This window comes from Ramlibacter sp. (assembly GCF_028291745.1).
Taxonomy (GTDB): domain Bacteria; phylum Pseudomonadota; class Gammaproteobacteria; order Burkholderiales; family Burkholderiaceae_C; genus Ramlibacter.
This window is the reverse complement of the sequence record NZ_JAQGNQ010000129.1, coordinates 18928-45498: the sequence shown is the minus strand read 5'-3', so window position 1 is coordinate 45498 and position 26571 is coordinate 18928. Positions and strand designations below refer to the sequence as shown.

At 68.8% G+C, this 26571-nt stretch carries 23 protein-coding genes and 1 riboswitch; of the genes, 17 read left to right on the top strand and 6 right to left on the bottom strand.

Features of this window, described 5'->3' with window-relative positions:
• Positions 1 to 115: 115 nt before the first annotated feature.
• From JWP60_RS24350 to thiC, 4 genes are all read left to right on the top strand, one after another.
• Positions 116 to 1333 carry a helix-turn-helix domain-containing protein gene (locus tag JWP60_RS24350; protein WP_299797379.1) on the top strand — a complete coding sequence of 406 codons (1218 nt, stop codon included), beginning with the start codon at positions 116 to 118 and terminating at the stop codon, positions 1331 to 1333.
• Between the two features lie 48 nt (positions 1334 to 1381).
• Complete coding sequence (locus tag JWP60_RS24345; protein WP_299797376.1) at positions 1382 to 2071, top strand: hypothetical protein; 690 nt, start codon at positions 1382 to 1384, stop codon at positions 2069 to 2071.
• Positions 2072 to 2168: 97 nt separating this feature from the next.
• Positions 2169 to 2978 carry a thioredoxin family protein gene (locus JWP60_RS24340; RefSeq protein WP_299797373.1) on the top strand — a complete coding sequence of 270 codons (810 nt, stop codon included), beginning with the start codon at positions 2169 to 2171 and terminating at the stop codon, positions 2976 to 2978.
• Between the two features lie 79 nt (positions 2979 to 3057).
• Positions 3058 to 3168, top strand: a riboswitch (TPP riboswitch).
• A gap of 65 nt (positions 3169 to 3233) precedes the next feature.
• Positions 3234 to 5093 carry a phosphomethylpyrimidine synthase ThiC gene (thiC, locus tag JWP60_RS24335; protein ID WP_299797371.1) on the top strand — a complete coding sequence of 620 codons (1860 nt, stop codon included), beginning with the start codon at positions 3234 to 3236 and terminating at the stop codon, positions 5091 to 5093.
• Positions 5094 to 5142: 49 nt separating this feature from the next.
• On the opposite strand, the gene JWP60_RS24330 is transcribed toward thiC, so the two are convergent.
• The 3 genes from JWP60_RS24330 to JWP60_RS24320 all read right to left on the bottom strand — a co-directional run bounded on the left by JWP60_RS24330 (position 5143) and on the right by JWP60_RS24320 (position 8859).
• Positions 5143 to 6507 carry a M20/M25/M40 family metallo-hydrolase gene (locus JWP60_RS24330; RefSeq protein ID WP_299797368.1) on the bottom strand — a complete coding sequence of 455 codons (1365 nt, stop codon included), beginning with the start codon at positions 6505 to 6507 and terminating at the stop codon, positions 5143 to 5145.
• A gap of 301 nt (positions 6508 to 6808) precedes the next feature.
• Positions 6809 to 7774, bottom strand: a complete 966-nt coding sequence (locus JWP60_RS24325; RefSeq protein WP_299797365.1) for an amidohydrolase family protein — start codon at positions 7772 to 7774, stop codon at positions 6809 to 6811.
• 92 nt (positions 7775 to 7866) lie between these two features.
• Positions 7867 to 8859 (bottom strand): amidohydrolase family protein, encoded by a 993-nt coding sequence (locus JWP60_RS24320; protein ID WP_299797362.1) that lies wholly within the window; start codon positions 8857 to 8859, stop codon positions 7867 to 7869.
• Between the two features lie 346 nt (positions 8860 to 9205).
• On the opposite strand from JWP60_RS24320, the gene JWP60_RS24315 reads away from it, so the two are divergent.
• The 9 genes from JWP60_RS24315 to JWP60_RS24275 all read left to right on the top strand — a co-directional run bounded on the left by JWP60_RS24315 (position 9206) and on the right by JWP60_RS24275 (position 17736).
• Positions 9206 to 9703 carry a hypothetical protein gene (locus tag JWP60_RS24315; RefSeq protein ID WP_299797359.1) on the top strand — a complete coding sequence of 166 codons (498 nt, stop codon included), beginning with the start codon at positions 9206 to 9208 and terminating at the stop codon, positions 9701 to 9703.
• A gap of 158 nt (positions 9704 to 9861) precedes the next feature.
• Entirely contained in the window at positions 9862 to 10491 is a 630-nt protein-coding gene (locus JWP60_RS24310) for a dihydrofolate reductase family protein (RefSeq protein ID WP_299797356.1), read from the top strand.
• Positions 10492 to 10649: 158 nt separating this feature from the next.
• Complete coding sequence (locus tag JWP60_RS24305; protein WP_299797353.1) at positions 10650 to 11534, top strand: NAD(P)-dependent oxidoreductase; 885 nt, start codon at positions 10650 to 10652, stop codon at positions 11532 to 11534.
• Positions 11535 to 11626: 92 nt separating this feature from the next.
• The gene (locus JWP60_RS24300; RefSeq protein WP_299797351.1) at positions 11627 to 12304 is read left to right on the top strand and encodes a hypothetical protein; all 678 of its coding nucleotides are present in this window, start codon (positions 11627 to 11629) and stop codon (positions 12302 to 12304) included.
• Positions 12305 to 12471: 167 nt separating this feature from the next.
• Positions 12472 to 13620 carry an ABC transporter substrate-binding protein gene (locus tag JWP60_RS24295; protein ID WP_299797348.1) on the top strand — a complete coding sequence of 383 codons (1149 nt, stop codon included), beginning with the start codon at positions 12472 to 12474 and terminating at the stop codon, positions 13618 to 13620.
• Between the two features lie 4 nt (positions 13621 to 13624).
• Positions 13625 to 14500 carry a branched-chain amino acid ABC transporter permease gene (locus tag JWP60_RS24290; protein WP_299797345.1) on the top strand — a complete coding sequence of 292 codons (876 nt, stop codon included), beginning with the start codon at positions 13625 to 13627 and terminating at the stop codon, positions 14498 to 14500.
• Positions 14497 to 16251 carry a branched-chain amino acid ABC transporter ATP-binding protein/permease gene (locus JWP60_RS24285; RefSeq protein ID WP_299797342.1) on the top strand — a complete coding sequence of 585 codons (1755 nt, stop codon included), beginning with the start codon at positions 14497 to 14499 and terminating at the stop codon, positions 16249 to 16251. The genes JWP60_RS24290 and JWP60_RS24285 overlap by 4 nt, the downstream gene beginning before the upstream one ends.
• Positions 16232 to 16966 (top strand): ABC transporter ATP-binding protein, encoded by a 735-nt coding sequence (locus tag JWP60_RS24280; protein ID WP_299797339.1) that lies wholly within the window; start codon positions 16232 to 16234, stop codon positions 16964 to 16966. Before JWP60_RS24285 ends, JWP60_RS24280 begins: the two co-directional genes overlap by 20 nt.
• A gap of 2 nt (positions 16967 to 16968) precedes the next feature.
• Positions 16969 to 17736, top strand: coding sequence for a class I SAM-dependent methyltransferase (locus JWP60_RS24275; RefSeq protein WP_299797336.1), 768 nt, complete (start codon positions 16969 to 16971; stop codon positions 17734 to 17736).
• 12 nt (positions 17737 to 17748) lie between these two features.
• Here the strand turns inward: JWP60_RS24275 and JWP60_RS24270 are convergent, their stop codons facing one another.
• Positions 17749 to 18711 (bottom strand): LysR family transcriptional regulator, encoded by a 963-nt coding sequence (locus tag JWP60_RS24270; protein ID WP_299797333.1) that lies wholly within the window; start codon positions 18709 to 18711, stop codon positions 17749 to 17751.
• Between the two features lie 107 nt (positions 18712 to 18818).
• Between JWP60_RS24270 and JWP60_RS24265 the strand changes: the two genes are divergently transcribed.
• Positions 18819 to 20027, top strand: coding sequence for an MFS transporter (locus tag JWP60_RS24265; RefSeq protein WP_299797331.1), 1209 nt, complete (start codon positions 18819 to 18821; stop codon positions 20025 to 20027).
• A 41-nt stretch (positions 20028 to 20068) separates the two neighbouring features.
• On the top strand, positions 20069 to 21046 hold the full coding sequence (locus JWP60_RS24260; RefSeq protein WP_299797329.1) for a DUF2272 domain-containing protein: 978 nt from the start codon (positions 20069 to 20071) through the stop codon (positions 21044 to 21046).
• Between the two features lies 1 nt (position 21047).
• Here JWP60_RS24260 and JWP60_RS24255 read toward each other — a convergent pair whose 3' ends face one another.
• Positions 21048 to 22499: a DUF3943 domain-containing protein gene (locus tag JWP60_RS24255; protein ID WP_299797327.1), complete on the bottom strand. Its 1452-nt coding sequence runs from the start codon at positions 22497 to 22499 to the stop codon at positions 21048 to 21050.
• A gap of 177 nt (positions 22500 to 22676) precedes the next feature.
• On the opposite strand from JWP60_RS24255, the gene ggt reads away from it, so the two are divergent.
• Positions 22677 to 24383, top strand: coding sequence for a gamma-glutamyltransferase (gene ggt / locus JWP60_RS24250; protein WP_299797461.1), 1707 nt, complete (start codon positions 22677 to 22679; stop codon positions 24381 to 24383).
• Between the two features lie 70 nt (positions 24384 to 24453).
• Positions 24454 to 24684 (top strand): DUF1653 domain-containing protein, encoded by a 231-nt coding sequence (locus JWP60_RS24245; RefSeq protein WP_299797324.1) that lies wholly within the window; start codon positions 24454 to 24456, stop codon positions 24682 to 24684.
• A 34-nt stretch (positions 24685 to 24718) separates the two neighbouring features.
• Here the strand turns inward: JWP60_RS24245 and JWP60_RS24240 are convergent, their stop codons facing one another.
• Entirely contained in the window at positions 24719 to 26377 is a 1659-nt protein-coding gene (locus JWP60_RS24240) for an FAD-dependent oxidoreductase (protein ID WP_299797321.1), read from the bottom strand.
• Positions 26378 to 26571: the final 194 nt, after the last annotated feature.

Below are 26571 nucleotides of genomic sequence, written 5' to 3'. Positions count from 1 at the left end.
CCTTCCAATAGACCGCTACGGTAGCACGGGCACGGAGGTACACGTCCATGCCGGGCGGCCCGCCGCTGCTCGCCGCGCGCAACGGCCGCGGGCGCGCACGCGTTAGGCTCGCGCCATGGACGCCCTGATCGCCGCCTCCGCCCGCGCGCTTGCCGCCGGCGATGCGCTGGGCGCGCTCAAGCGCGTCGCCCTGCGCGACGACCCGCCGGCGCTCGCCCTGCGTGGCATCGCGATGGCGCAACTGGGCGAGCATGCGCGCGCCCGCGAACTGCTGCGTCGGGCCGCGCGTGCGTTCGGGCCCCAGGAGGAACTCGCACACGCCCGCTGCGTGCTGGCCGAAGCCGAAGTGGACCTCGCCTTGCGCGAGTTGCGGGGAAGTCCGCGCGGCCTCGCGGCGGCAGCCGGTGCGCTGGCCCGGCACGGCGACCACGCCAACGCGATGCACGCGCGGCTGGTGGCGGCGCGGCGCTTCCTGCTGCTCGGCCGCCTGGCCGATGCCGCCGTGACGCTGCAGGGGCTCGATCCGCGGCAACTGCCGCCCGCGCTCGCCGCCGTCGCGGAACTCGCGGCCGCCGAACTCGCCCTGCGCTCTCTGCGCTGCGCGCCCGCAAGGGCCGCCTTGGCGCGGGCGGACCAGGCTGCGTATCGCGCGGGTATCCCGTCGCTGATCGCCGAAGTGGCCGAAGCGCGGGCGGCGCTCGATCGCCCGGCGGCCCGCCAGCTCGCCGGCGACGAAGTTCGCGCGCTGCGGCTCGAGGAGGTCGAAGCGGTGCTGGGCTCCGGCGCGCTCGTGCTGGATGCCTGCCGGCGCGGGCTGGCCTCGGCCGGCGCGTGGGTGCCGCTCGCGCGCCGCCCCATCCTGTTCGCGCTGGCCTTCGCGCTGGCGCAAGCCTGGCCGCGCGACGTGGAGCGCGACGCGCTCATCGCGGCCGCCTTCCGCACGCGCGAGCCCGACGAGACCCATCGCGCACGGCTGCGCGTGGAGATCGGCCGGCTGCGCGCGCTCGCCAGGGATATCGCCGGCATCGAGGCGACGGCGCGCGGCTTCGTGCTGCGGCCCCGCGCGTCGGAGGTCGTCGTGCTCGCGCCGCCGATCGAAGGCGACCAGGCCTCGTTGCAGGCGTTGCTGGCCGATGGCGCGGCATGGTCGACCTCCGCGCTGGCGCTGGCGCTCGACGCCAGTCAGCGCACCGTGCAGCGGGCGCTCTCGGCGCTCGAATCCGCGGGCCGCGTGCGGGCCATCGGCCAGACGCGCGCGCGGCGCTGGGTGGCGGCGCCGCTGGTGGATTTCACGACAATCTTGTTACTCCCCGCTGCGCTGCCGGGTGCGTAGAGTCCTCCCCATGGCGCCGACCAAGGCGCCGACGAAAGGCCCGGCACCATGACCAGCAGCCCCCGCGAATCTTCCCCCGAGACCGAGACCGAGACCGAGGCCCGGCCGGCCGAGATCGTGCGCGAGTTCGGCCCCTTCCCGGGCGCGAGCGCGGTGCACGGCGTGAGCTACGACGGCCGCCACATGTGGGCCGCGACCGGCACGCGGCTGCTGGCGATCGACCCGCACAGCGGCGAGGTCGCGCGCACGCTGCAGCACGCGTGCGACGCGGGGACCGCGTTCGACGGCAGGCATCTCTGGCAGATCGCCGAGTCGCGCATCGACAAGATCGATCCCGCGAGCGGGGCGGTCCTGGCATCGATCCCGGCGCCCGGCGGCGGTGGCGACTCCGGCCTGACCTGGGCGGAAGGCAGCCTGTGGGTGGGCAACTACCGCGGCCGCAAGATCCACCAGATCGATCCGGACACGGGTGCCATCCGGCGCACGATCGCCTCGAACCGGTTCGTCACCGGCGTCACCTGGGTCGACGGCGAGCTGTGGCACGGGACCATGGAGGCCGACGAGAGCGAACTGCGCCACGTCGACCCCGGGAGCGCCGAAGTGCTGGAACGCCTGCGCCTGCCCGCCGGCGTGAGCGTGAGCGGCCTCGAGTCCGACGGCGCCGACCTCCTCTATTGCGGCGGTGGCGGCAGCGGCAAGGTGCGCGTCGTGCGCCGCCCGAAGGCCCGGCGCAGCTAGTCCTCTATCGCAACGTTTCCGCGGCGGCCGCGCCGGGTCGCGCCGCTGCATGGATGTCTCGCGTTTCAACCCGCTCGTCGAGCCCAAGGAGCACAGCATGACCATCGCCCCATCCACCGTCCCGGCCGCCCTCGCCGGCCACCCCGTCGCGCCGGATGCGCTCTGGACCGAGCAGCGCAGGAAGCTGCTGGCGCGCGAAAAGGAACTCACGCGGCTACGCGACGAGGTCGCGCGCGACCGGCGTGCACTGCCTTGGCGCCGCATCGGCAAGGAGTACGTGTTCGATGCGCCGCAAGGCAGGCGCACGCTGGGCGACCTGTTCGCGGGCCGCCGCCAGCTCCTCGTGCAGCACTTCATGTTCGGTCCGGGCTGGCAGCAGGGCTGCCCGAGTTGCTCGTACATGGCCGACCACATGGACGGCATGACGATCCACCTCGCGCACCGCGACATCGCGTTTGTGGCGGTGTCGCGCGCGCCGCTCGCGGACCTCCTGCGCTTTCGCGAGCGCATGGGGTGGCAGTTCGACTGGGTGTCCTCGAACGGCAGCGATTTCAACTTCGACTTCGCCGTGAGCTTCACGCCCGAGGCGCTCGCCAGCGGCGAAGTCGACTACAACTATCGCAGGGCCTACTTCCCGGCGGAGGAGGCGCCGGGCATCAGCGTCTTCTGCAAGGACGACGCCGGCGAGGTGTTCCACACCTACTCGACCTTCGGGCGCGGCGTGGAAGCCATGATGGGCGCCTACACGCTGATGGACCTGACACCGCAAGGCCGCGACGAGCGCGACGTGTTCTACAAGATGGAGTGGCTGCGGCACCACGACCGCTACGCGCCGCAGCATGTCTTCGAGCCGGCGCCGGAGCAGGCATCGAGGCCGGTGCCAGCGTGTCCGCATTGCGAGGCATGAGCCCAGGGACTGGTGCCATGCAGGCGTCCTGCCATGGCTCGCGGTCTCGGCGGCCGGAGTGTCGGGCGCCGCTATACTGCCTCTCGCTCCGGGGTGCGATCGGCCGCAAGGCCGTTCGCTGAGATGGCAGATCCAAACCCGTGAACTTGAACCGGCTCGTACCGGCGTAAGAAGAGCTGACAGGATGGCAGGCGCCCCCGCGCGCCCGTCCTGCCGTCACTTTCGGAGCACCCTTGCAACCGAAAGGACGGACCCTTGAACGCACCCGACACATTCAGCCAGCTGCTCGCACTGACGCGCGAGCCCTTCCCCGCCTCCCGCAAGCTCCACGTGCCCGGCCAGTTGCATCCGCAACTGCGCGTGCCGATGCGCGAGGTCGCGCTCTCGAATGGCGAGGCGGTCACCCTGTACGACACCTCCGGGCCTTACACCGATCCGGCCGCCGACGTCGATGTGCGGCGCGGCCTGGCCAACCAGCGAAGCGAGTGGATCGCTGCCCGTGCCGACACCGAGCCCTACACGGGGCGGCAGCCGCAGTCGATCGACGACGGCGATCGCGGCGGCGAGCGAGAGGCGAAACGCCTGGGCGATCTGCGGGTGCAAGCCGCCGGCCTGCAGCGCATGCCGCGGCGCGCGCGTGCCGGAGCCAACGTCACGCAGATGCATTACGCGCGCCGCGGCATCGTCACGCCGGAGATGGAATACGTGGCCATCCGCGAGAGCGGCCGACGCGAGTGGATGGCTGAATACCTCGCCGACGAAGAGCGCGCCCAGCGCCTGCGCGGCAACCCCATGGGTGCCACGATTCCCGAGCGCATCACGCCGGAGTTCGTGCGTGACGAGGTGGCCCGCGGGCGCGCGATCATCCCGGCCAACATCAATCACCCGGAGCTGGAGCCGATGGCGATCGGCCGCAACTTCCTGGTGAAGATCAATGCCAACATCGGCAACTCCGCCGTCACTTCGAGCATCGAGGAGGAGGTGGAGAAGCTCGTGTGGGCGACCCGCTGGGGCGCCGACACGGTCATGGATCTGTCCACCGGCAGGAACATCCACACCACGCGTGACTGGATCCTGCGCAATGCGCCGGTGCCGATCGGCACCGTGCCGATCTACCAGGCGCTGGAGAAGGTGGGCGGCGTCTCCGATGACCTAACGTTGGAGATCTTTCGAGACACGCTGGTCGAGCAGGCCGAACAGGGCGTGGACTACTTCACCATCCATGCCGGCGTGCGCCTGCCCTTCATCCCCATGACCGCGAGGCGCCGCACGGGCATCGTCTCGCGCGGCGGCTCCATCCTCGCGAAATGGTGCATCGCGCATCATCGCGAGAACTTCCTGTACGAGCGCTTCGAGGAGATCTGCGAGATCATGAAGGCCTACGACGTGAGCTTCTCGCTGGGCGACGGCCTGCGTCCCGGCTCCGGCGCCGATGCCAACGACGAGGCCCAGTTCGCCGAGTTGCGAACGCTGGGCGAGCTGACGCTGATCGCCTGGAAGCACGACGTGCAGACCATGATCGAAGGTCCGGGCCATGTGCCGATGCACATGATCCAGGCCAACATGGACGAGCAGCTCAAGCACTGCCACGAGGCACCCTTCTACACGCTCGGCCCGCTGACGATCGACGTCGCCCCGGGCTACGACCACATTGCCAGCGCCATCGGCGCAGCCATGATCGGCTGGTTCGGCACCGCGATGCTTTGCTACGTGACGCCGAAAGAGCACCTGGGCCTGCCCGATCGGCAAGACGTCAAGCAGGGGATCGTCGCCTACAAGATCGCGGCCCACGCCGCCGACGTGGCGAAGGGGCATCCCGGCGCGCGGGCCTGGGACGAGGCGCTGTCGAAGGCACGCTTCGAGTTCCGCTGGCAGGACCAGTTCAACCTTTCACTCGATCCGGAGACGGCGAAGGAATTCCACGACGAGACGCTGCCGGCCGACGGCGCCAAGGTGGCGCACTTCTGCTCGATGTGCGGCCCGAAGTTCTGCTCGATGAAGATCACCCAGGAAGTGCGCGACTATGCGGCGGCCCGAGAGGGAATGGCCGCCAAGAGTGCGGAATTCAGGGCTGGCGGCAGCGAGATCTACATCATCCCGCTGCAAAAACGCTGAGTTGTTGAAATGGTAGCGCAGTGCGGGCTCGCTCGCGAGCTCGATCTCGTCAGGGGCTGCGCAGCAGGGTGAGCATCGTGCGAACGCCGGCGACGTAGTGCCCGACGCGCAGGTTCTCGTCGTAGCTGTGCTGGTTGTTGTCGCTGTTGACGAGCGGCAGGATCAGGAACGGCGCACCGAGTTCCTGGACCAGTTTGTCGGTCGGAACACTGCCGCCCATCATGCGGATGCGCACCGGTTCGCCGGTGCTCGCTTGCTTCAGCGCGGCATAGGCCCACGCACCCTGCGCTGAATCCATCCGCGTGTAGGCGGCTTGGCTGCCCCGGCCCACGACGATGGACGCGAGCTTGTCGTGCTGCGCACGCTCCGCGTCGGTGGGCTCACCTTTGGTCAGGTAGTACCCGCGCGAGCGCACGTGATCCTCGATCAGGTGCACCAGGTAGTCCGGCGGCGTTTCAGGAGTGGTGCGCAAGTCGAGTTCTGCGACCGCCTGTTGCGGGACAATGTTTGCGCCCTTGTCGCCGACGGCGGCGGACTGCATGCCGCGGATGTTCAGCGAGGGGTATTGCAATGCTTCCTGGTAGTTCGAACCCACCTTCTCGGTGCGCGCCACGCCGAGTCGTGCCCGGATGGCTGCTTCGTCGTCCGGCACGGCCGCCAGGATTTTCCGTTCCGCCTCCGAGAGCTTGATCCGTTCGTAGTAGCCGGGGATCGTCACGCGGCCGTCATCGTCCTTCATCGAGGCCAGGAGCGACGCCAGGCGCTGCGCGGGATTGGGAATGAAGTTGCCGTAGTGCCCGCTGTGCACCGGGCTTTTGGGGCCATACACCGTCAGCGAGACGATGGTGTTGCCGCGGTTGCCGAAGATCAGCGTGGCGCGGTTGCTGGCATGCATGGGGCCATCGTGGATCAGCACCACATCCGCCTTCAGCAGGTCCTTGTTCTGCATGACCACGTGGCCGATGGTCGGCGAGCCTTTCTCCTCCTCGCTGTCCAGGAGCACCTTCACGCCGACCCGCGGCTCCATACCGGCCGCCTTGAGCGCATCGAAGGCCGCCAGAAACATCATGATCGGCCCCTTGTCGTCCGAGGAGGACCGCCCGAACACCCGCAGCTCGGGATCGAGCGGCGCCGCCTGCAGGCGCGCGGTGTCGACGGCCTCCCACTTGCCGGCGGCATTGCGCTGCTTCACGACGGGCTGCCACGGGCTTTTCTGGGACCACTGTTCCGGCAGCACGGGCTGACCGTCGAAGTGCATGTAAAAGAGCACGGTCCGGGTATTCGCCGGCTGCCTGGCAAGCTCCGCATAGACGAGAGGCTTGCCATCATTGGGTAACTGGCGTGTCGTGAAGCCGCGCTTGCGGAACGCGGCTTCGAGCCACAGCGCATTCTTCTGGACGTCGGCCGGGACCACGGCGTCGTTCGGCAGCGAGAGCAGTTCGAGGTACTCGGGGAAGCTGGCCTGCGCCGACCGCATCGCCTGTTCCGGCGTTGGGACGGTTGGCAATTCGGCCAGCGACAGCGAAGCGAAGCAAGCCAGTACGGTGCAGAACAGAAGGCGCTTGAACATCAGAGAGATCTCCACAACGCCATGAGTGTCGCATGGCTCGGTGGACCCGCGAGTTTTGCGGGGGGCTCAGGCGCGATCGCGGAGGCTATATTTGTACAAATGCTTCCGTGCAGAATGGCCAATCGGGGTTTTTCAACCCCCTACGCTAGAACTTGTAGAGCTGCGCGGGATTGTCGACCAGGATCCGCTTCCGCACGACCGGGTCCGGTTCCCACACCGCGAGCTGGTTCAGCAGCTTTCCATCGTCGATCCGCAGCAGCGGTGTGACGTCGCTCGGCTTCCTTCCCGGCGGCGTGACCGAATCCGGATGCGGCCAGTCGCTTCCCCAGATGATGCGATCGGGGTTCGCCGCGATGAGGGCTCTCGCGAAGGGAACCACGTCGCTGTACTCGGGGCCGACGGTGGCGGCGCGATACGCGCCCGAGATCTTCACGTAGGCCTTGCCCGACTTCACCAGTTCGACCAGTTCCGGGAATCCGGGCTGCTGCAGACCCGCCGCTGCCTGAACGCCGCCAAAGTGGTCGAAGACGACTGGCACGGGAGACGCGACGAACGATTGCTTGATGAGAGGAATCATCGATGCGTTCGTGTAGACCTGGACGTGCCAGCCGCGATCCTTCACCCGATCGACCGCGGCGTTGAAGCGCCGCTTCGCCTCTTCCGGATCGTTGACGCCTCCGGTCGCGAGATTCACGCGCACGCCGCGGATGCCCGCTTGTTCCATCGCATCGAGCTCGGCATCGGAATTCCCCGGGCCGATCACGGCGACGCCGCGCGCATCCTTGCCGCGTGCCTTCATGCCGAAAAGTGTCGCGGAGTTGTCGGTGCCGTAGACGCTGGGCGTGACGATCACCACGCGCTGCATCTGAAGCGCCTGGTGCAGCGCCTTCATCTCCTCGGGCGAGGCGAGCTCGGGCGTGTAGACGCGCCCGTCGAACCACGGGAATCTTGCGGGGTCGGCGTGGATGTGCGTATGGCAATCGCACGCGCCGGGCGGGATCGGGAAGTTGACCGGAGTGGAGGGCTGCGAAGGCGCGGCGAATGCCGATCCCGCGCGGGAAAGGGCGCTGGCGGCGACCGCACCCAGCAAGACATCACGTCTGGTTGTCATTGGGTTCCCTCCTGGTTACGGCTTCTCACGATAGCGCGAGACCCGTGCCTCATGCAACTCGAACCTGCGGCCTCCGCAAGGGTGGAGACCCTTCAGCGCAGCCGTGCGCCCAGCAGTCGGCGTGCGTTGCCGACCTCGATGGCGCGCGCCGTGGAATCGGCCAGCTTCAGGCTGCGCAGCGCCGTGACCTGCGCATCCATCGGCACGTACGGATAGTCCGAGCCGTACACCACCTGCGATTCCGGCACGAGCTTGAGCAATGCTGCCATGGGCGCAGCGTCCGTGGCATTGGCGGTGTCGTAATAGAGGCGGCGGAACTCGGCTTCGAAGCCATCCGGCGCGATGGCCTGTGCATCGGGACGGGCCTTGAAGAAAAATGCCATTCGTCCCGCCAGCATGGGCACCGTGCCGCCCGCGTGGCTGAACAGCCATTTGATGTCCCGGTTGCGCACCAGCGCGCCGGCGAGCATCAGGCTGGTCACGGCCCGCGTGGTGTCGTGCGGAACCTCGATGACGGCCGGGAAGGTGCCGACGGACAGACGGCCGCAGCATGCGGCCACCAGGGGATGGAAGTACACCACTGCCTTGCGCCGGTTGAGTTCTTCCCACACGGGATCGAACATCGGGTTGCCGGGCCAGACGTCGCCGTAGTTGGTCTGCAGGCCGACGCCGTCTGCCTTCAGCACGTCGAAAACGTAGGCGATCTCGCGCAGCGTCGCGGGCACGTCCGTCATCGGCAAGGTGGCGAACAGGCCAAAGCGACCCGGATAGTCCCCGACCATCTTCGCGCCGAATTCGTTGCAGGCCCTCGCCATCGTGGCCGCCGCCGCCGGGCCCCGGTCGAACCAGACGCCGGGCGTCGATGCAAGCGACAGGATCGCCGTCTTGACGCCGGCCTGGTCCATGTCCGCTAACGCCGCTTGCACCGACCAGCCCACCTGTTGCCGGAAGTGCGGGATCTTGCGCTCGTCCTCCCAGTCCAGCCATGCCTTCTGGTATTCAGGGGGATAGAAATGGTGGTGGGTGTCGATCAGGTCGGGGCTGGCCACCATCGACGCTGTGCCGCAGCCCGTGAGCGATGCCATTGCGCTCACCGCACCGAAGGCGCCGAGCGCCTGCACGAAGCCGCGCCGGCTTGCCCACGCACTCGCGCTCGCTGGACAGCAACTACAAGGTTCGAGTGCGCCCTCGGCTGCTGCGGGGGTGCATTGGTGATCGCTCTTCTTCTTCATCTGGCGACTTGAAGTTGAGTGGAAGAGCCGGCAGTTTAGTGAGCGTGTCATGCGGTGCTCACCCAGTAGAACCCTAACTGCGGCAGTCGGTAGATGCCGGTTGCGGCACCTGGTGACGCCGGTTTCCGCCAAACGCCGCCGTGCTGTGAACCCTCCACGCGGGCGCCGAGAACCACTGCCATGCCGCGACAATCACGCCATGGACGAACACGAAATGCACCCCGAACAGCAGGCCATCCGCGAGCCGCGCTTGTGGCGCGACAACGGCTGGACCGCGCGCGTCATCAAGAACGAGGAGGACGACGGCTGGGCCGTGGCCATGACGCCTGACGGCCAGGTCGAACCGGCGCTGGTCGGCCCATGGACCATGGGCCGGGACAAGAAAAATCCGAAACCCCTGGACACCTCCGCGTTCAACACGCTGGTGAAGACGGCCGCCGAATTCGTGCGCCGCCACGAGCAGCAGATGCACGCGACGCTGCACCGTCAGATCGAGATCTCCCGCGACGGCGGCCGCGTGAGCGTCACGCTGGACATCGAGCCGGACGAAGACAACCCCTCGGCCCTGCTGCGCGCCACCGACGCCTCAGGGGAGGTGCTGGCCGAAGTGCGTGTCTCGGCCGGCTTCCGCCTGACGCGCGCGACTGCGGACGCATGGGCGGAGGCGGGGTTCAGCGCGCAGGCTGCTGCCCGGTGAGCTCGCGGGCTCGTCGCCGAGCCGTCATGTGGACGGCGTTCGTCTTGTCTGATAGATTGTGGACACCGTACACAATGTGCCAGGTGGAGGCAGAGGTCCTTCACTGAACGCCTGTCGATTGACCTTTGGCCGACATCCGAACCTGCGAGAGGACAACCATGAGCAAAGTATTCGTCACCGTCGGACTCAGCCTGGATGGCTACATGGCACCGGAAGGAATGACCATGGGCAAGCCCGAGTACAAGAACTGGGGCGCAAAGTGGGGTGCGATGATGGCCTGGATCATCAAGCAACAGTACTTCCGCGAGAACCTCAAGCTCGGACCAGGGGGAGAAACGGGCCCGGTCAATGACCTGCTTCGCAGCACCACGGAGCGCATCGGTGCCAACATCATGGGCAAGCGAATGTTCGACCAGGGCGAGATCGCCTGGCCCGAGGAGGCTCCGTTTCACACCCCGGTCTACGTTCTTACCCACGAGAAACGCGAACCCTGGGTGCGCCCCGGTGGAACGACGTTCTACTTCGTCAATGACGGGTCGCAGCGTGCGCTGGAGCTGGCTCGGGAATCCGCAGGCAGTCGCGATATTCGTATCGCGGGTGGAGCCGACGTGATCCAGCAGTACATGAACCTGGGAGCCGTCGACGAGCTGGAAATCGCCTTGGCACCCGTGTTGTTCGGTGGCGGGCGGCGTCTCTTCGAGAACCTGGGCGAGCCCGGGCCGCAGTTTCGCATTGACAGGGTTCTTGATGGCCCAGCTGCCACTCACTTGCGCTATGTGCGTCAGTGAGTTGGACGTCGCCCACTGAGGGGTCGCGTTCCGGCGACGCCTGCCTCGGCGGCCCCACCGACACGCCCCTTCGCTGACTGCCGCTGCGGGTCAGCCCTCGTACAGCGCCACCCAGGCGCGCGGTATCGTGCCTTCCGGCGTTTCCAGGGAGGTGCGATTTGGCGTCAGAACACATCGGTGCGATCGAGATCGGGCTGGTCGGACTCGGGCGCATGGGCAGCGCGATCGCAGGGCGGCTGCTCGAATGCGGATACGCGCTGCGCGTGTACGACCAGGACGCGCATGCGATCGAGCGCGTCGTGCAACGCGGTGCGCGCGCGGCCGCCACGCCGGCCGACACGGCCCAAGCCGGCGGCATCGTCATTTCTTCGGTCACCGACGCCGCCGGCGTGGACGCGATCTGCGCCGGCGAAGGTGGCCTGCTGCGCACCCTGCGCGGCGGAACGCACATCGGCATGAGCACCTTGTCGCCGCAGGCGGCCGCGGATCTCGCGCGCCGGCACGAAGAAGCCGGCGTGCGCTATGTCTCGGCGCCGGTGCAGGGCCGCCCCGCGGCGGCGGGCACCGGGCAACTCGTGGGCTGGGTCTCGGGTCCGCGCGATGCACAGGCGCAAGCCGTGCTCGAGGCGCTGTGCCGCAAGGTGTTCTGGCTGTCCGAGGATGCGGCGGCCGGTCCGGCGACGAAGCTCGCGATCAACTTCCTGATGTTCGGCAACGTGGCCCTCATGGCCGAAGCGTTCGCATACGTCGAGCGGCACGGCATCGCCCAGCAGGCCTTCGCCGAGGGCCTGACCGATACGGTGTTCGCCGCGCCCTTCTTCCGCAACTTCGCCGCGGCGCTGTGCGCGCAAGAACAAGCGGCGCAGGGCAGCGACATCGCGCTGGCGCACAAGGACTTCAAGCTGCTGGTGGGCAGCGAGCCGCACCCCGAACTGCTGCCGTCCGCGCACCGCATGCACGAGATCTACCAGCGGGCGATGGACGAAGGCCTGGCCGAGCTCGATCCGGCGGCGGTGCGCCGCCTCTTTGCGCGCCCTGCCTGAGGAGCGTCGACCAGGCCGGGGTGGCAAAACCCTTGGTGAATGGCCGAGGCTTCACTCAATAATCAAATCCCTTTCACTCCCTGGAGCACCTGATGAACCGATTCCATTTCACGCAGACCGTGGCGCGGGCGCTCGTGCTCGTGGGGGGCGCCGTTGCCATGGTGTCGGCGCTCGCCGCCGACCCGATGGGTCACATCCGTGGGACCATCGTCTCCGCGACCGCCAACAAGCTCACCGTGCGGACCGCCGAAGGCAGCGTGAGCGTCGCGATCGACGCGACAACGCGCATCGCCGGAATCGTTCCGAGCGGCCTCGAGCAGATCAAGTCCGGCACCTTCGTCGGCATTGCGAACGTTCCGGGTGCGGGTACGTCCAGGGCACTGGAAGTGGTCGTCTTTCCGGAGGCGATGAAGGGAACCGGCATCGGCGACTACCCGTGGGACCTGTCGCCCAAGTCTGCCGCCGGTGGCGGCAAGACCTCCGCGATGACGAACGGGACGGTGACCGCCGCCAGCGCGGGCGGTTCGGCAATGACCAACGGCACGGTCAAGGCGACCTCGAAGGCGAACGGGCTGGTGCTGACCGTGGACTACGGCAAGGGCGAGAAGAAGATCGAGGTGCCGGCAAGCGTGCCGGTGGTCGGCATCGTCCCGGGCGACGCCAGCAAGCTGGTCCCCGGTGCGCATGTGTTCGTGGCCACCAAGAAGGACGCGCCGCAGACAGCGGGATTCGTGGCGGTCGGGATCGACGGTGCGGTCCCGCCGATGTAAGCGAGTCTCGGCGCGGCGGATAGCCCGATCCGCCGCTGCGCACCCCGAGGAATACCCGCACTCGGCGCGCGCCGATCCGGTCCTATAGTGCTTCGCGAATCGCGGACGGCCGAGCGCGTGTACCGGTCCGTGCCAGCAAAGTGCCAAAACGACAGAAGGAGACAACGATGACGCTTTCCCGCCGGAAGTTTTCTGGTGCCCTGTCCGCGACGCTCGCGTCGCCTGCGCTGGTGGGCCGCGCGTTCGCGCAAGGCCAGACCATCAAGATCGGCATGTGCACGCCGGTCACCGGGCCCGCGGCGGAGCAGGGACGCTATGCCCAGACCGGCGCCCGGATGGCGCTGGATGCGGTCAACAAGGCCGGCGGTGTTCTCGGCAAGAAGGTCGAACTGGTGACCGAGGACGACCAGACCACCAACCCGGGCGTCGTGCTCGCCTTCTCCAAGCTCGCTTCGCAGTCCGACATCGTGGCGTTCCTCGGCTCGATCCGCTCGACGCAGGTGCACGCGATGGCGCCCGACGTGATGAAGGTCGGCAAGCCGGTGATGATCGGCGGCACCGACCCGAACCTCACGCACATGGGCAACCCGTGGCTGTTTCGCTGCCGCCCCAACGATTCCTACTCCGGCGCCGTGATCGCCGACTATGGCGTCAAGAGCCTGGGCAAGAAGAAGTGGGCGATCGTGCATTCGACCGACGCCTTCGGCACGGCCGGTGGCAAGGCGCTCACCACGGCACTGGGCAAGCTGCCCGGCGCGACGATCGCTCTCGACCAGGGCTACGCGAACCAGAGCCAGGACTTCACCCCGGTGGTCCTGGCGATCAAGCAATCGGGCGCCGATGTGCTCGGCACCTATTTCACCTTCGAGAACGATCTCGGCGTGTTCGCGCGGCAGCTGCGGCAGCTGGGCGTGCTGATCCCCTGGGTCGGGTCCCCGTCCACCGTGAACGTCAGCGCGATGAAGCTGGCGGGTCCGGCCCTGTATGGCACCTTCGGCGTCGCCGACTATGCGGAGGACTCCAGCCCCGCCGCCAAGGCCTTCGGCAAGGCCTACCGCGAGGTGGCGAAAGTAGCGCCCGACAACCAGTCGTCCTGGACGTACGACGCCATCAACATCCTGTGCATGGCCATCAAGAAGGCGGGCAGCACCGATCCGCAGGCGATCCGCGCGGCCATCGTTGCCATCCGCAACTATCCGGGCGCCGAGGGCGAGTACAACTTCGACGCCAATGGCGACGGCCTGCACGGCTACAACATCGTGAAGAACGAGAAGGGCAACATCGTCTTCGACAAGCACGTCGAGTCCGCGATCTGAGCCAGTGGATCTCGCGCTCCAGCTTTTCTTCACGGGCCTGGGCATCGGTGCGGTGTATGCGCTGGTCGCCCTGGGCTTCGTGCTGATCTTCCGCGCCACCAACGTCGTGAACTTCGCGCAGGGCGAGTTCTCGATGGTGGCGGCCTACCTGATGGTCGTCTTCGCGGTGGACCTGCACTGGCCCTACGCGTTGGCCCTTCTCGCATCGCTGGCGGGGATGGCGCTGCTCGGGGTCGTGTTCAACCTGGGCGTCTACTACCCCTTGCGGCACCGCACCTTCCTGCCGGTGATCATCGCCACCATCGGCGCTTCGATCTTCCTGGCGAACACGGTGCTGGCCTTGTACGGCCCGCAGCCGCAGGTGCTGCCGGGATGGTTCGACACCCCGGGCCTGCAGATCGGGCCGGTGTACCTGGATAGCCAGTACCTGCTGATCATGGTCGTGACGCTGATCCTGGTGGCTTTCAACTTCTGGTTCTTCGAGCACACGCTCCTGGGCAAGAAGCTGCAGGCGACCTCGCAGGACAAGGAGATGGCCGCGCTGCTCGGCATCCCGGTCGCCACCATGATCATGCTGACCTTCGTGTATTCGGCACTGCTGGGCGGCGTGGCCGGCATCCTCGTCGCGCCCATCCTGTTCGTCTCGATCCAGATGGGGTCCACCATCGCGCTCAAGGCCTTCGCCGCCACCATCATCGGCGGCTTCGGCGACGTCAAGGGGGCCATCCTCGGCGGCCTCGCGCTCGGGGTCATCGAGACTTTCGGGGCGGCCTATGTGTCGGTCCCCTACAAGGACGGATTCGCCTTCCTGGTGCTGGTGGCGTTCCTGATCTTCCGGCCGCAAGGCATTTTCGGCGAACGCGTGGCGGAGAAGGCGTGACCGGGCGCCGCACCTTCGGCACCCTGGGCTTTGCCGCGCTCGCCGCGGCGGTCATCGCCGTGGTGGGCCTGCTGCCGATGGACAGCTACACCGTCCACATCCTGGTGCAGACGGCCACCTTTGCCATCGCGGTGTTCGGCCTCACCGTGGTGCTCGGTCTGTGCGGGCAGATCAACCTGGCGCAGGCCGCCTTCTTCGGGCTCGGCGCGTATGCGGTGGGGCTCGGCACGACGGCGCTGCACCTGAACTTCTGGCTGGCCATGCTGATGGCCGTTGCCCTGGCGGTGCTCGCGGGTGCGCTGCTTGGCATGACCACCCTGCGCCTGGGCGGCCACTATCTCGCGATGGTCACGATCAGCTTCCAGCAGATCATCACGCTGGTGATGGTCAACTGGATCCCGGTCACGCGCGGGCCCGACGGCGTCAGCGGCATCGCGCGGCCGCCCTTCTTCGAGTCCGCGAACGCCTATCTCGGGCTGTGCGTCTTCGCGATGGCGGCGATCGGCTACTTCGTCTGGCGCCTGCCGCACACGCGACTCGGTCGCGCCATGCGCGCCATTCGCGACAATGAACTGGCCGCCAGCGTCGCCGGCGTCAACGTCTATCGGGTGAAGGTCGCCGCGTTCGCGTTGTCCGCCATCCTCGGCGCGATCGGTGGGGGATTGTTCGCCAGCGGCTTTGCCTACGTCAGCCCCGACCAGTTCAGCTTTGCCGAGTCGATCGTCTTCATCACGATGACCTTGCTGGGCGGGGTCTCGTCGCCGATAGGCGCTCTGATCGGCACCGGCCTGCTGATCGTGCTGCCGGAGAGCCTGCGCTTCATGAAAAGCGTGCCCGGCCTGTACCTGGCGCTCTACGGCCTCGCGATCATCCTCATCATCCGCTATATGCCCGATGGCATCTGGGGTTTCGTGCAGGACCGCGTGCGGCGCTGGCTGCCGCCGGCTCCATTCACCGGTCCGCCGGCGGAACTGGTGCTGACCCGGGGCACGGCGGCTGGTACCCGCGTTGCACTGCAGGTGCGTGACCTGGCCAAGCATTTCGGCGGCGTGAAGGCCGTGGACAAGGTCTCGTTCTCGGTGAGCCAGGGCGGCGTGCATGCGCTGATCGGCCCGAACGGTTCGGGCAAGACCACGACATTGAACGTGCTCTCCGGCCTGTACGTCGCCACTTCGGGCAGCGTCCTTCTCGGCGGCCGCGATATCACGACCCTGCCCGCGCATGCGCGCACCGCTGCCGGCCTGGGGCGCACCTTCCAGAACATCCGCCTGTTCCGTTCCATGACGGCGCTCGAGAACGTGGTGATCGGCGCGGAGCAGGGCGGCGCTCGCGGCCATGCCGATCACGCACGGCTGGTCGAACTCGCGCGCGCCGCCCTGGCGTTCGTGGGCCTGGAGGCGCGCGCGCACGAGCGGGTGACCGGCTTCTCGTACGGGCACCAGCGACTGATCGAGATCGCGCGCGCGCTGGCCGGGCAGCCCAGCTTGCTGCTGCTCGACGAGCCGGGTGCCGGCCTCAATTCGAGCGAGAAGCTCGCGCTGCGCGACCTGCTGCGGCGCATCGCCGACAAGGGCCTCACCATCCTCATCATCGACCACGACATGACGCTGGTGACCGAAGTGGCGCACCAGATCACCGTGCTGAACTTCGGCCGCTGCATTGCCGACGGTGGCGTGGCGCAGGTCCTGCAGCAGCCGGATGTGATCGCGGCCTACCTGGGAACGGAACCCGATGCCCCTGCTTTCTCTTGAGGGCCTGGTGGTCCGCTATGGCGAGATCGAGGCCGTGCGCGGCCTCTCGCTGGCGGTCGAGGCCGGCGAAGTCGTGACCCTGCTTGGCTCGAACGGCGCCGGCAAGTCGACGACCCTGCGGGCGATCTCGGGGCTGCTCAAGCCCGCCGCAGGCGACATCCAGTTCGACGGCCGTTCGATCGCCTCGCTGGCGCCGGAGGCCATCGTCAGGCTCGGGATCGCGCACGTGCCGGAAGGGCGCCGCCTGTTCCCCGGCCTGACGGCGCGCGAGAACATCATGCTGGGCGCCTCCAATCGCGGGCGCGTGGCCAAGGCGCAGTTGCTGCGCGAGTCCGACGAGATGTTCGACCTGTTTCCCGACATCCGCCCGTTCGCCGACGCGCTGGGCTGGACGCTCTCCGGTGGCCAGCAGCAGATGGTGGCGGTGGCGCGCGGATTGATGGCCAGGCCGCGGCTGCTGCTGCTGGACGAGCCCTCGCTCGGCCTGGCCCCGGTGATCGTGCAGAAGGTGTTCGCGATCATCGGCGAGATCCGGCGGCGCCAGACGACCGTGCTGCTGGTGGAGCAGAACGCCCGCATGGCGCTGTCCATCGCCGACCGCGGCTACGTGCTGGAGACCGGGCGGCTGGCCGTCTCGGGCAAGCCCGCGGAGCTCTGGTCGAACGACGAAGTGCGTGCCGCTTATCTCGGTGGCCGGCTGGAGCGGGCGGCCTGAGCTTGAACGAGGCCACATGGCTCGACCCGGGCCTGGCGGCCTTCTATGCCGTCGACACGCGCCTGCAAGGGGCGGAGGCCCGGATCCTCGCCGAACTGCGACCTCGCATGGGGTCCTGGTCCATGCTCGATGTCGGCGTGGGCGCCGGCCGCACCACGCAGCACTTCGCGCCGGTCGTGGCGGAGTACGTGGGCGTGGATATCTCACCGGCGATGGTGGCGCAGTGCCGCCGCCGATTCACCGCAGCGCCTTGCCGCTTCGAAGTGGCGGACGTGCGCGAGCTCGCCGCGTTGGGCCGGCACCGTTTCGACTTCGTTCTCTTCAGCTTCAACGGCCTCGATTACCTCGCGCACGACGACCGCCTGCGCGCGCTGGAGCAGATTCACGCGGCGTGCCGGCCGGGCGCCTTGTTCTGCTTTTCCACCCACAACCTGCGCGCCCTGGGGCACCTGATGCGGCTGCGCGCGCAGTTCACGCGCGACCCGGCCTGGCTCTGGCGCAATCTGCGCAATTGGGTGCGCTGGCGGCTGCGCCATGCGCGGCACGTTGCGCAGGTGGCGGCGCAGGAGCGCGACTGGGCCATCGTCAACGATGGCGCCCACGACTGCCGCCTCGAAACCTATTACGTGCGACCCGCCGCGCAGTTGGCGCAGCTGGAGCCGGCCTTCGGCGCGGTCCGCGTGTTCACGGTCGCCGGCCGGGAACTCGCGCGCGAGGAGCTCGCGAGCAGCGAGGACGACTGGCTGTATTTCCTGGCTGAGGCGCGCTGAAGCCGGGGGACCCTACGGCTCCACGATTCCCGGCACCGCTGCCCGCATCGCCTCCACGAAACGCAACAGCCGCGAGGGGTAGTGCGGCGCATGCGGATAAGTGATCCAGATCGGCAGCGGCGCCGGTTGCCATTGCGGCGCCAGGTGGACCAGGTCGCCGCGCGCGAGATCGTCGGCCAGCATCCAGGCCGAGCCCGCACAGGCTCCCAGGCCATGCAGCGCGGCGCTGCGCAGCGCAAACAGGCTGTCGGTGCCCATGCGCGGCTGCAGCGGCACGCTGCGGCTCTCACCGGTGACTGCATGCGTCAGCACGATCTCGTCGCGGTAGAAGGTCCGCAGCGCGAGCCAGGGCAGCGCGCCCAGCGCCTGCGGATCCTGCGGCACCGCGCCACCCGCGAGCAGCGAGGGGGCGGCAACGACGATGCGGTGGACGGCCGCCATGCGCACGGCCACCAGCGAGGGATCGGTGGGTTGCCCCGCCTGGATCGCGCAGTCGATGCCGCGCGCGAGTGAGTCGGTGACGTCGTCGACCAGCAGCCATTCCACCGTGACGCGCGGGTACGCCCGCAGGAAGCCGGCCAGCGGCGCCACGAACTTGTCCTGCCCGAACGCGTGCGGCACGGCCACCCGCAGCAGGCCCTCCGGCTGGGCGCCGGCGCCGCCGACGTCCGCTTCGAAGGCGGACCAGTCGGCCAGCAGGATGCGCGCGCGCTCGTAGCAGCGCTCGCCATCCGGTGTCAGGCGCATGCCGTGGGTAGACCGCTGCAGCAGCCGCACGCCGAGCGTCTGTTCCAGCGTTCGCAGGCGCCGGCTGATGGTGGGCTGTGTCGTGCGCAGCAGCGGAGCCGCGGCGGACAGGCTGCCCGCCTCGACGATGCGCACGAAGGTCTCGAGGAGGGCGATGCGGTCGGCAGGGACGCCGGCGGCCTCTGGCGCAGGAGCGCTCACTTGCCGGGCTTGATCGGCTCTGGTCATGCGCTGAGCGTATAGCGGTTTTGCCGTCGGCGGGACTTCCGCCCTTGAACCTGTGCTGGCAAAGTCGCCCTCGGTCCACTTCTTGAGGGTTTTCACGGATGAATGAAATGTCACTGGCGAATGGCGCCGTCGCCAGCCGGACCGAGCCTGTTGCTCCCGCCGCCGCCGTGATGCTGTTGCTGGCCACCGGGGCGGGGTTGTCCGTTGCCTCGATCTACTACGCCCAGCCGCTGCTCGGCGTGATCGGCGCCGACCTGCACGCGCCCTCCTGGCTGGTCGGATGGATTCCGACCGCGACCCAGCTTGGATATGCGCTGGGGCTGGTCCTGCTCGGTCCCCTGGCCGACCGCTTCGACCGGCGCAGCGTCATCCTGGGCAAGGCCCTGGCGCTCACGCTGGCGCTGCTGCTTGCCGCCTTCGCGCGCTCGGTGCATGGGTTGCTGGCAGCCAGCGCGGTGATCGGCATCACGGCCACCCTGGCGCAGGACTTCGTGCCCGCCGCCGCCGCGCTGGCGCCGCCCTCGCAACGTGGCAAGCTGGTGGGCACCGTGATGACCGGCCTGCTGCTCGGCATCCTCCTGTCGCGCGTGCTGAGCGGCCTGGTGGCGGAGCACTTCGGTTGGCGCACGATGTTCGTGGCAGCCGCCGGTGCAGTGGCGGCCATCGGTATCGCCGCGCGCAAGGCGCTGCCCTCGTTCCCCGCCAACGCCGCCCTGCGCTATGGCGAGCTGCTGCGCTCGCTGGCCACGGTGTGGCAGCAGCATCCGGCGCTGCGCCGTGCCGCGCTGGCGCAAGGCCTGCTCGGCGTGGGCTTGAGTGCGTTCTGGTCGACGCTGGCGGTGATGCTGCACGGCGCGCCGTTCCATCTCGGTAGCGCTGCCGCCGGTGCCTTCGGGCTGGCAGGCGCCGTGGGCGCGCTGGCGGCGCCCTTTGCCGGCCGCATCGCGGACCGCCGTGGGCCGCTGCACGTCGTTCGTCTCGGCGCGTCCCTTGCCGCCGGTGCCTTCCTGGCGATCGGCGCCGGTGCCGGTTTGCCCGCAGCCGCGCAATTGGTGCTGCTGGCGATCGGCACGGTGGTATTCGACCTCGGTGTGCAGGGTGCGCTGATTGCGCACCAGACCATCGTCTTCGGCCTGGACCCGGCTGCGCGCAGCCGCTTGAACGTGGTGCTGATGACGTCGATGTTCCTCGGCATGGCGGCCGGCTCCGGGCTGGGCAGCGTGTTGCTGGCGCATGCCGGCTGGCTGGCGGTGATGGGCATGGCGACACTCTCGGCGCTCGCTGCGCTGGGCCTGCAGATGCGCCGGGCGCGCTGAACGCGAGGTCCGCCGGCGCAGCGCTTGCGCACAATCGAGGCATGACGCGCTGCCTGCTTCCAGCCTTCGGTGCCGTGCTGCTCTGCGCGTGCGCCCTCGTGCCTCACGCCGCGGCCGCTGCGGTCCCCGCCTGCGCCGCCACGGCGAGCCAGGCATCGCAGGACCCGCGGATCCGGCAAGCCGTCGAAGAAGCCCGCCGCCAGCACCAGCTGTTTGGCGGACAGACGATAGAGCGCAACGGCGGCATGTTCCACGTCGGCTATCACGAAGCAGAGTGGGACCGGCCACCCGGCGAGTCCACTCCCGCCTGGGAGCGCGTGGCGACGTTCTGGCGGGCCCTGTCCGAGTTCGAGCCGCCGGCACTTGTCACCAGCGTGGGCCGGGTGCGGCGCGCGGAGGTCGCGAGTGCCGCGGCCACGGCCAGCACAGGGACGAGGGCGGAGGTTGCGGTGCGCGAGGCCCTGCTGCGCACCGCCATCGTGGACACGCCGTGGTCGGCGGCCTTCATCAGCTATCTGATGAAGACGGCGGGCTTCTCACGCGCGGAGTTCGAGTTCTCGGACAGTCACGCCGATTACGTGCGGGCGGCGCTCGCTGCCTCGGCGGCGGAAGCGGCGGGTCGGGACTCGACGCAGGCGTTTCGCGCGTGCGATATCGCCACCACGCGCCCGCGTGCGGGTGACCTGATTTGCGCAACGCGCGCCAGCAGCGCCGGTACCGCGAAGTTCGCCGCGCTCTCCGCTGCGCTGGCGGCGACCTCGGCGAGCCAGGCGTTTCCGATGCATTGCGACCTCGTCGTGCGCTCGGACGAAGGAGGCGATGCCAAGCTGGAGAGCATCGGCGGCAACGTGGTCAATTCCGTGACGCTATCGCGCATGACGCTGAACGCCAGGAAGGTTCCGAGCGCCGTGTACATCACCGGTGCCGCACCGGGAGCCGATTGCTCGCGCGTCAGAACCCAGTGCCGCGAGAACCTCAGTCGCCGGCCCTGGGTGGTGCTTCTCCAGTTCAGGCGGTGAGCTACTTCCAGTCGAGCGCGCCGAAGCGATCGTGTCCGAGCAGCGTGTAGAACACGCCGATGGTGCCGCGCGTCTGGCTGCGGTCGCCGAGGTCGGGGTATTGCGCGTTGCGGCGGTTCCAGAGGTACTTGACGGTGATCGCCTGCTGGTCGTGCAGGCGCCACGTCCAGGCGAGCTCCGCGCGCGCGATGTTGTCGTGGCCGCCGCGCGTGCTGTCACCGATGTTCGAGACGAAGAAGTCGCGCGCGGTCAGGTCCAGCGCCCACTTGCCGCCGTGGATGACGCGGGCGGCAAGCAGTACCTGCGGCGCCACGCCGTAGTGGTAGTCGCGGTCGACGCCCGGGGCGGCACTGCTCAAGGTGCCGACCGCGGCGTAGCCCAGGCCCGCCGTGCCGGTACCGGTCACCACCCAGTCGCCGCGCCCCCACTGCCCGGTGGTGCCGAGGGAGACCGCGGTGCTGGAAACGCGAAAGGTCTGCGGCGAGAGGTAGTCGTAGCTGCCGTACAGGCCCCACACGCCGCGATAGTCGGAGCCGGCGCGGTAGTCGCGCCCGAGCAGCAAGCCGCGCGTCATCACGTTCTCGAAACCGTTGGCCGACGATGCGGTCGCCTGGAACGTGAAGTAATCGAAGGGCCGGCGGTACTCGTAGCCCTCCTGGCCCGGCATGCCGTAGTCGAGCGCGAATTCGGCCTGCGCCTCGGCGCGCTGCACCGAGGCGGTGGAGTTGCCGGCCTGGTTCTGCGACGTGCCCATCACGCCCAGCGAAAGGCGACTGTAGTAAGGCGCGCCATGGCTGCTGAACACCGTGTCCGGTCCGCGCCCCTGCAGCCAGCGATTGAAGGCGGTGGAAGGCGACACCGCCGCGGCGACGGTCTCGCGCCAGAAAGGCGTCATGCCGCCACCGTGTTCCAGCAGCAGGTTGGCCATGCGAAACAGCGGCTCCCCGAGCAAGCTGCCGCCGATGCCGGTGGAGATCAGGTCGTTGCGCGAGGGCGGCGTGCGCTCGCCCGCGATTTCCCACAAGGCGCTGCCCCCGAGCGCGTAGGCTGTGGACGTCCAGAAGTCGAAGCCGTTGGAACGCGCGAAGCCGTAGTACATCGAGCCGGAATAGGGATGCGCGAACTGGTTGACGCTGAAGGGATCGTTGTCCACGACCCAGCCGCTGTGCAGGTTGTGGCGGATCGTGCTCCAGTTCACCGCATAGTCGCCCCGCCCGTTGCCGCAGCACCGGTTGATGCGATTGAGCAGCAGCTCGAACTCCAGGATCTCCAGCGCCGGCAGCAGCGGGTCGCGCCAGTGCGGCAGCGACGATGGGTCCGCCGCGGCCGCCGGGGCTGCGGCAGCAGGTGTTGCTGCGGCCGCGGGCGCGGCCTGTTCCTGGGCGCAGGCGAAGCTGGTGGCGAGCAGCAGCAACCAGGCTGCGCTGCGCAGGCGAGAGGGCTGGTGAGGCATCCGCGGATTGTTGGAGCGGCCGCCATGCCTCAGCTGTAGGACTTGATCGCTTCAGGACGGCACGCGTCGGGCCAGCAGCCGGTGGCTGCGCGCACGGCTACCATGCCGGCACCAGGCGCAGGCATTCGCGCCCAAGGAGAAACCATGGTCACCAGGTTCTGCCACCCCCCGCGCGCCATGCGGCTCACGATCGGCCTCGCGATTTCCCTGCTGTTCACCGCGGCCGAGGCCGCTTCCGTCGCACCGGTTGCCGCCGAGCACGGCATGGTGGTGACCGCGCAGCACCTGGCCAGCGAAGTCGGTGTCGACGTGCTCAAGAGAGGCGGCAACGCGATCGACGCGGCGGTGGCGGTCGGCTATGCGCTGGCCGTCGTCTATCCCGCGGCGGGCAATCTCGGGGGCGGCGGCTTCATGACGATCCAGTTGGCGGACGGCCGCAAGACCTTCATCGACTTTCGCGAGAAGGCGCCGCTGGCCGCCAAGGCGGACATGTACCTCGACGCGCAGGGCAACGTGATCAAGGGCGCGACCACGACCGGCCAACTCGCCGTCGCGGTGCCGGGCTCCGTCGCCGGCATGGAATACGCGCTGGCGAAGTACGGCACCAGGAAGCGCGGCGAAGTGGTGGCGCCGGCCATCGCGCTCGCCGAGCGCGGCTTCCGCCTCGATCAGGGCGACGTCGACATGCTGAACACTGCCACCGACGCCTTCCGCAGGGACGCGCCCTCCGCCCGCGTGTTCCTGAAGAACGGCGAGCCCTTGCAGGTGGGCGATCGCCTCGTGCAGAAGGACCTCGCGAACACGCTGCGCACGATCGCGCGGCGCGGCGCTGACGGCTTCTATCACGGTCCGGTGGCGGCATCCATCGTCGCGTCCAGCCACGCGGGCGGCGGCATCCTGCAGCAGGCCGACCTCGATCGCTACAAGGTGCGCGAGCTCGCCCCGATCGAGTGCGACTACCGCGGCTACCACGTGGTCTCCGCACCGCCTCCGAGCTCGGGCGGCGTGGTGATCTGCGAGATCCTCAACGTGCTGGAAGGCTATCCGCTGCGCGATCTCGGCTTCCGCTCGGCGCAATCCGTGCACTACCAGATCGAGGCGATGCGCCATGCCTACATGGACCGCAACAGCTACCTGGGCGATCCCGACTTCGTGCAGAACCCGATCGCGCATCTGCTGGACAGGAATTACGCCGCGGCAATCCGGCAGGCGATCGATCCGAAGAAGGCGGGCGTCTCCGCGCTGATCAAGCCCGGCGTGCCGCCGCACGAGGGCAGCAACACCACGCACTACTCCATCGCCGACAAGGAGGGCAATGCGGTGTCGGTGACCTATACGCTCAACGACTGGTTCGGCGCCAAGGTGATGGCGCCCGGCACCGGCGTGATGCTGAACGACGAGATGGACGACTTCACGGCCAAGACCGGCGTGCCCAACCTCTACGGGCTGGTGCAGGGCGAAGCGAACTCCATCGCACCCGGCAAGACCCCGCTGTCCTCGATGTCGCCGACCATCGTCACGCGCGACGGCAAGCCCGTGATGGTGGTGGGGACGCCGGGCGGCAGCCGCATCATCACGGCCGTCCTGCACACGATCCTGAACGTGATCGACTACGACATGGACGTGCAGGAGGCGGTCGACGCGCCGCGCTTCCACCAGCAGTGGCTGCCGGAGACCACCAACCTGGAGCGCTTTGCGCTCAGCCCCGACACCCGGGCCAGCCTCGAGGCCATGGGCCAGAAGTTCGGTGCGCCGCAGCCGGCCAACCACGTCGCCGCCATCCTCGTCGGTGCGCCCTCGCTGCGCGGCAAGCCGGTGGGGGCGAATCGCTATTACGGCGCCAACGATCCGAGGCGCAATAGCGGGCTGGCTGCCGGGTATTGAGGCTGCGCCATGACCAGGCTCCAAACTTCAGCGCCGGCAGCTGCGCCAGCACGGCGGATCCTGCTTCGTCATGAGTGACCTGCCGCCGCTGCCGCCGATCACCGCGGGCCGCTATCGCCACTACAAGGGTGGCGAATACGAACTGCTGGCCGTGGTTCGGCACAGCGAGACGCTGGCACCCATGGTGTTGTATCGCGCGCTCTACGGCGAGCAAGGCCTCTGGGTGCGACCGTATTCGATGTTCTTCGAAAGCATCGAAGTGGACGGCGTGCGTCGGCCCCGCTTTGCTGCCGTCCCGTGAGCAGGATTGCGAGCGGTTCGAGGCAGCACTGAAATCAGCGGGCAGCTTTTTCTGCCGAAGCTTCCAGAAAGCGATGCAGCGCGGCGACCACCGCGGCGCCTTCACCGATGGCCGCGCCCACCCGCTTGGTGGAGCCGGCGCGGACATCGCCCACGGCAAAGACACCCGGCAGACTCGACTCGAGCTCGCCGCGTCCCGACCCTCCGGTGACGACGAAACCGGCCCGGTCCAGGACCATGTCGCAGCCCGCGAGGAAGGCCGTCTCCGGCGAGGCGCCGATGAACAGGAACAGGTTGCGCACGGGGCAGCGCGTCGACTCGCCGCTGTCACGATCGCGCCAGGTCACCCAAGCCAGGTGGCCGGCTTCGTCGCCTTCCAGCTCGCTCAGTTCCTGGCGCGGTAGCACCGTGATGTTGGCCGCCGCCTCGATGCGATCGATGAGGTAGCGCGACATCGTTGCCGCCAGGCCGGCGCCGCGCACGAGCATCGTGACACGGGCCGCATGCGCCGCGAGAAAGACGGCGGCCTGCCCGGCGGAGTTGCCGCCGCCCACCAGCACCACGTGTTCGCCATGGCACAAGCGCGCTTCGATGGGCGACGCCCAGTACCACACCCCGCGCCCCTCGAAGGCCGGCAGGTTGCGTGCGTCCGGACGGTTGTAGCGCGCGCCGCTGGCGATCACCACAGCCCTTGCGCGCAAGCGGCGGCCGTCCACGAGGCGGAGCGCGGGCGTCGCGCCCGCGGTGCATTCCAGCGCCGCGACCTGCGCGGGCACCAGGATGCGCGCGCCGAACTTCTGGGCCTGCACGTAGGCACGGCCCGCCAGTGCCTGGCCCGAGATGCCGGTCGGGAAGCCCAGATAGTTCTCGATGCGCGCACTGGCGCCCGCCTGGCCGCCATAGGCCCGGCAATCCAGCGCCACCACCGTGAGCCCTTCACTGGCAGCGTACACGGCGGTCGCCAGCCCTGCGGGCCCGGCGCCGACGATGGCAACGTCGAACAGCTGGTCCTGCTCCTGGGCGTTCATCAGGCCCAGGCCGCGTGCCAGCTCGTGCTCCTCGGGGTCGACCAGGATGCTGCCGTCGGGACAGACCGCCAGCACCTCGTGCGGCCGGTTCGCGTATTGCCTTGCCAGGGCGCAGGCGCTGGCGTCGTCATGGGGCGCGAGCACGTGGTAGGGCTGGCCGTTGCGGCGCAGGAAGTTCTCCAGCCGCGCCAGGTGCGGCGCCTGGGCATCGCCGATCAGCACGGCGCCGGCCGCGCCGCGTTCGATCAACGCCACCCGTCGCAGGATGAGCGCCCGGATGATGCGCTCGCCCAGGTCGGCTTCGGCCGTGATCAAGGCGCGCAGTTGCGCCGGCGGCACCAGCAGCGCTTGCACCGGCTCCTCGGCCACCCCGTCGACCAGGGAGGATGCGCCGGACAACTGTCCGACCTCGGCGAGGAACGCACCGGCCCCTTCCCGGACGACCGGAACGACGTGCCCCAGGCCGTCGCGTTGCTGGATGCTGACCAGGCCGCGCAGCACGATGAACATGCCGGGGCCTGGCTCCCCGGCCCGGAACAGGTACTCGCCGGCCGCGTAGTTGCGCGGGGTGCCGAAGCGGGCGGCCCGGGCGATGTCGTCCTCGCCAAGGACGGGAAACATCTGGTCGCGCCGGCCCGCGAACGCGTCGAGTGGAGGGGTGGCCATGCGGCAAGCGTGCGGGCTTTCGCCGCACGCGTCAACCACGCCTCAGAGCAGCGCAGCGCTGCCATGGCGGCCAGTCAAGGGGCGATCAACACGGCACCGGCGCGCAGCAACGCGACCTGCACATCAGCGCGAAGAAATCGGCGCCCGATACATCTTGTCGCTTGCTCGCCGGCGTGCCGCGGCAATTCGCCAGC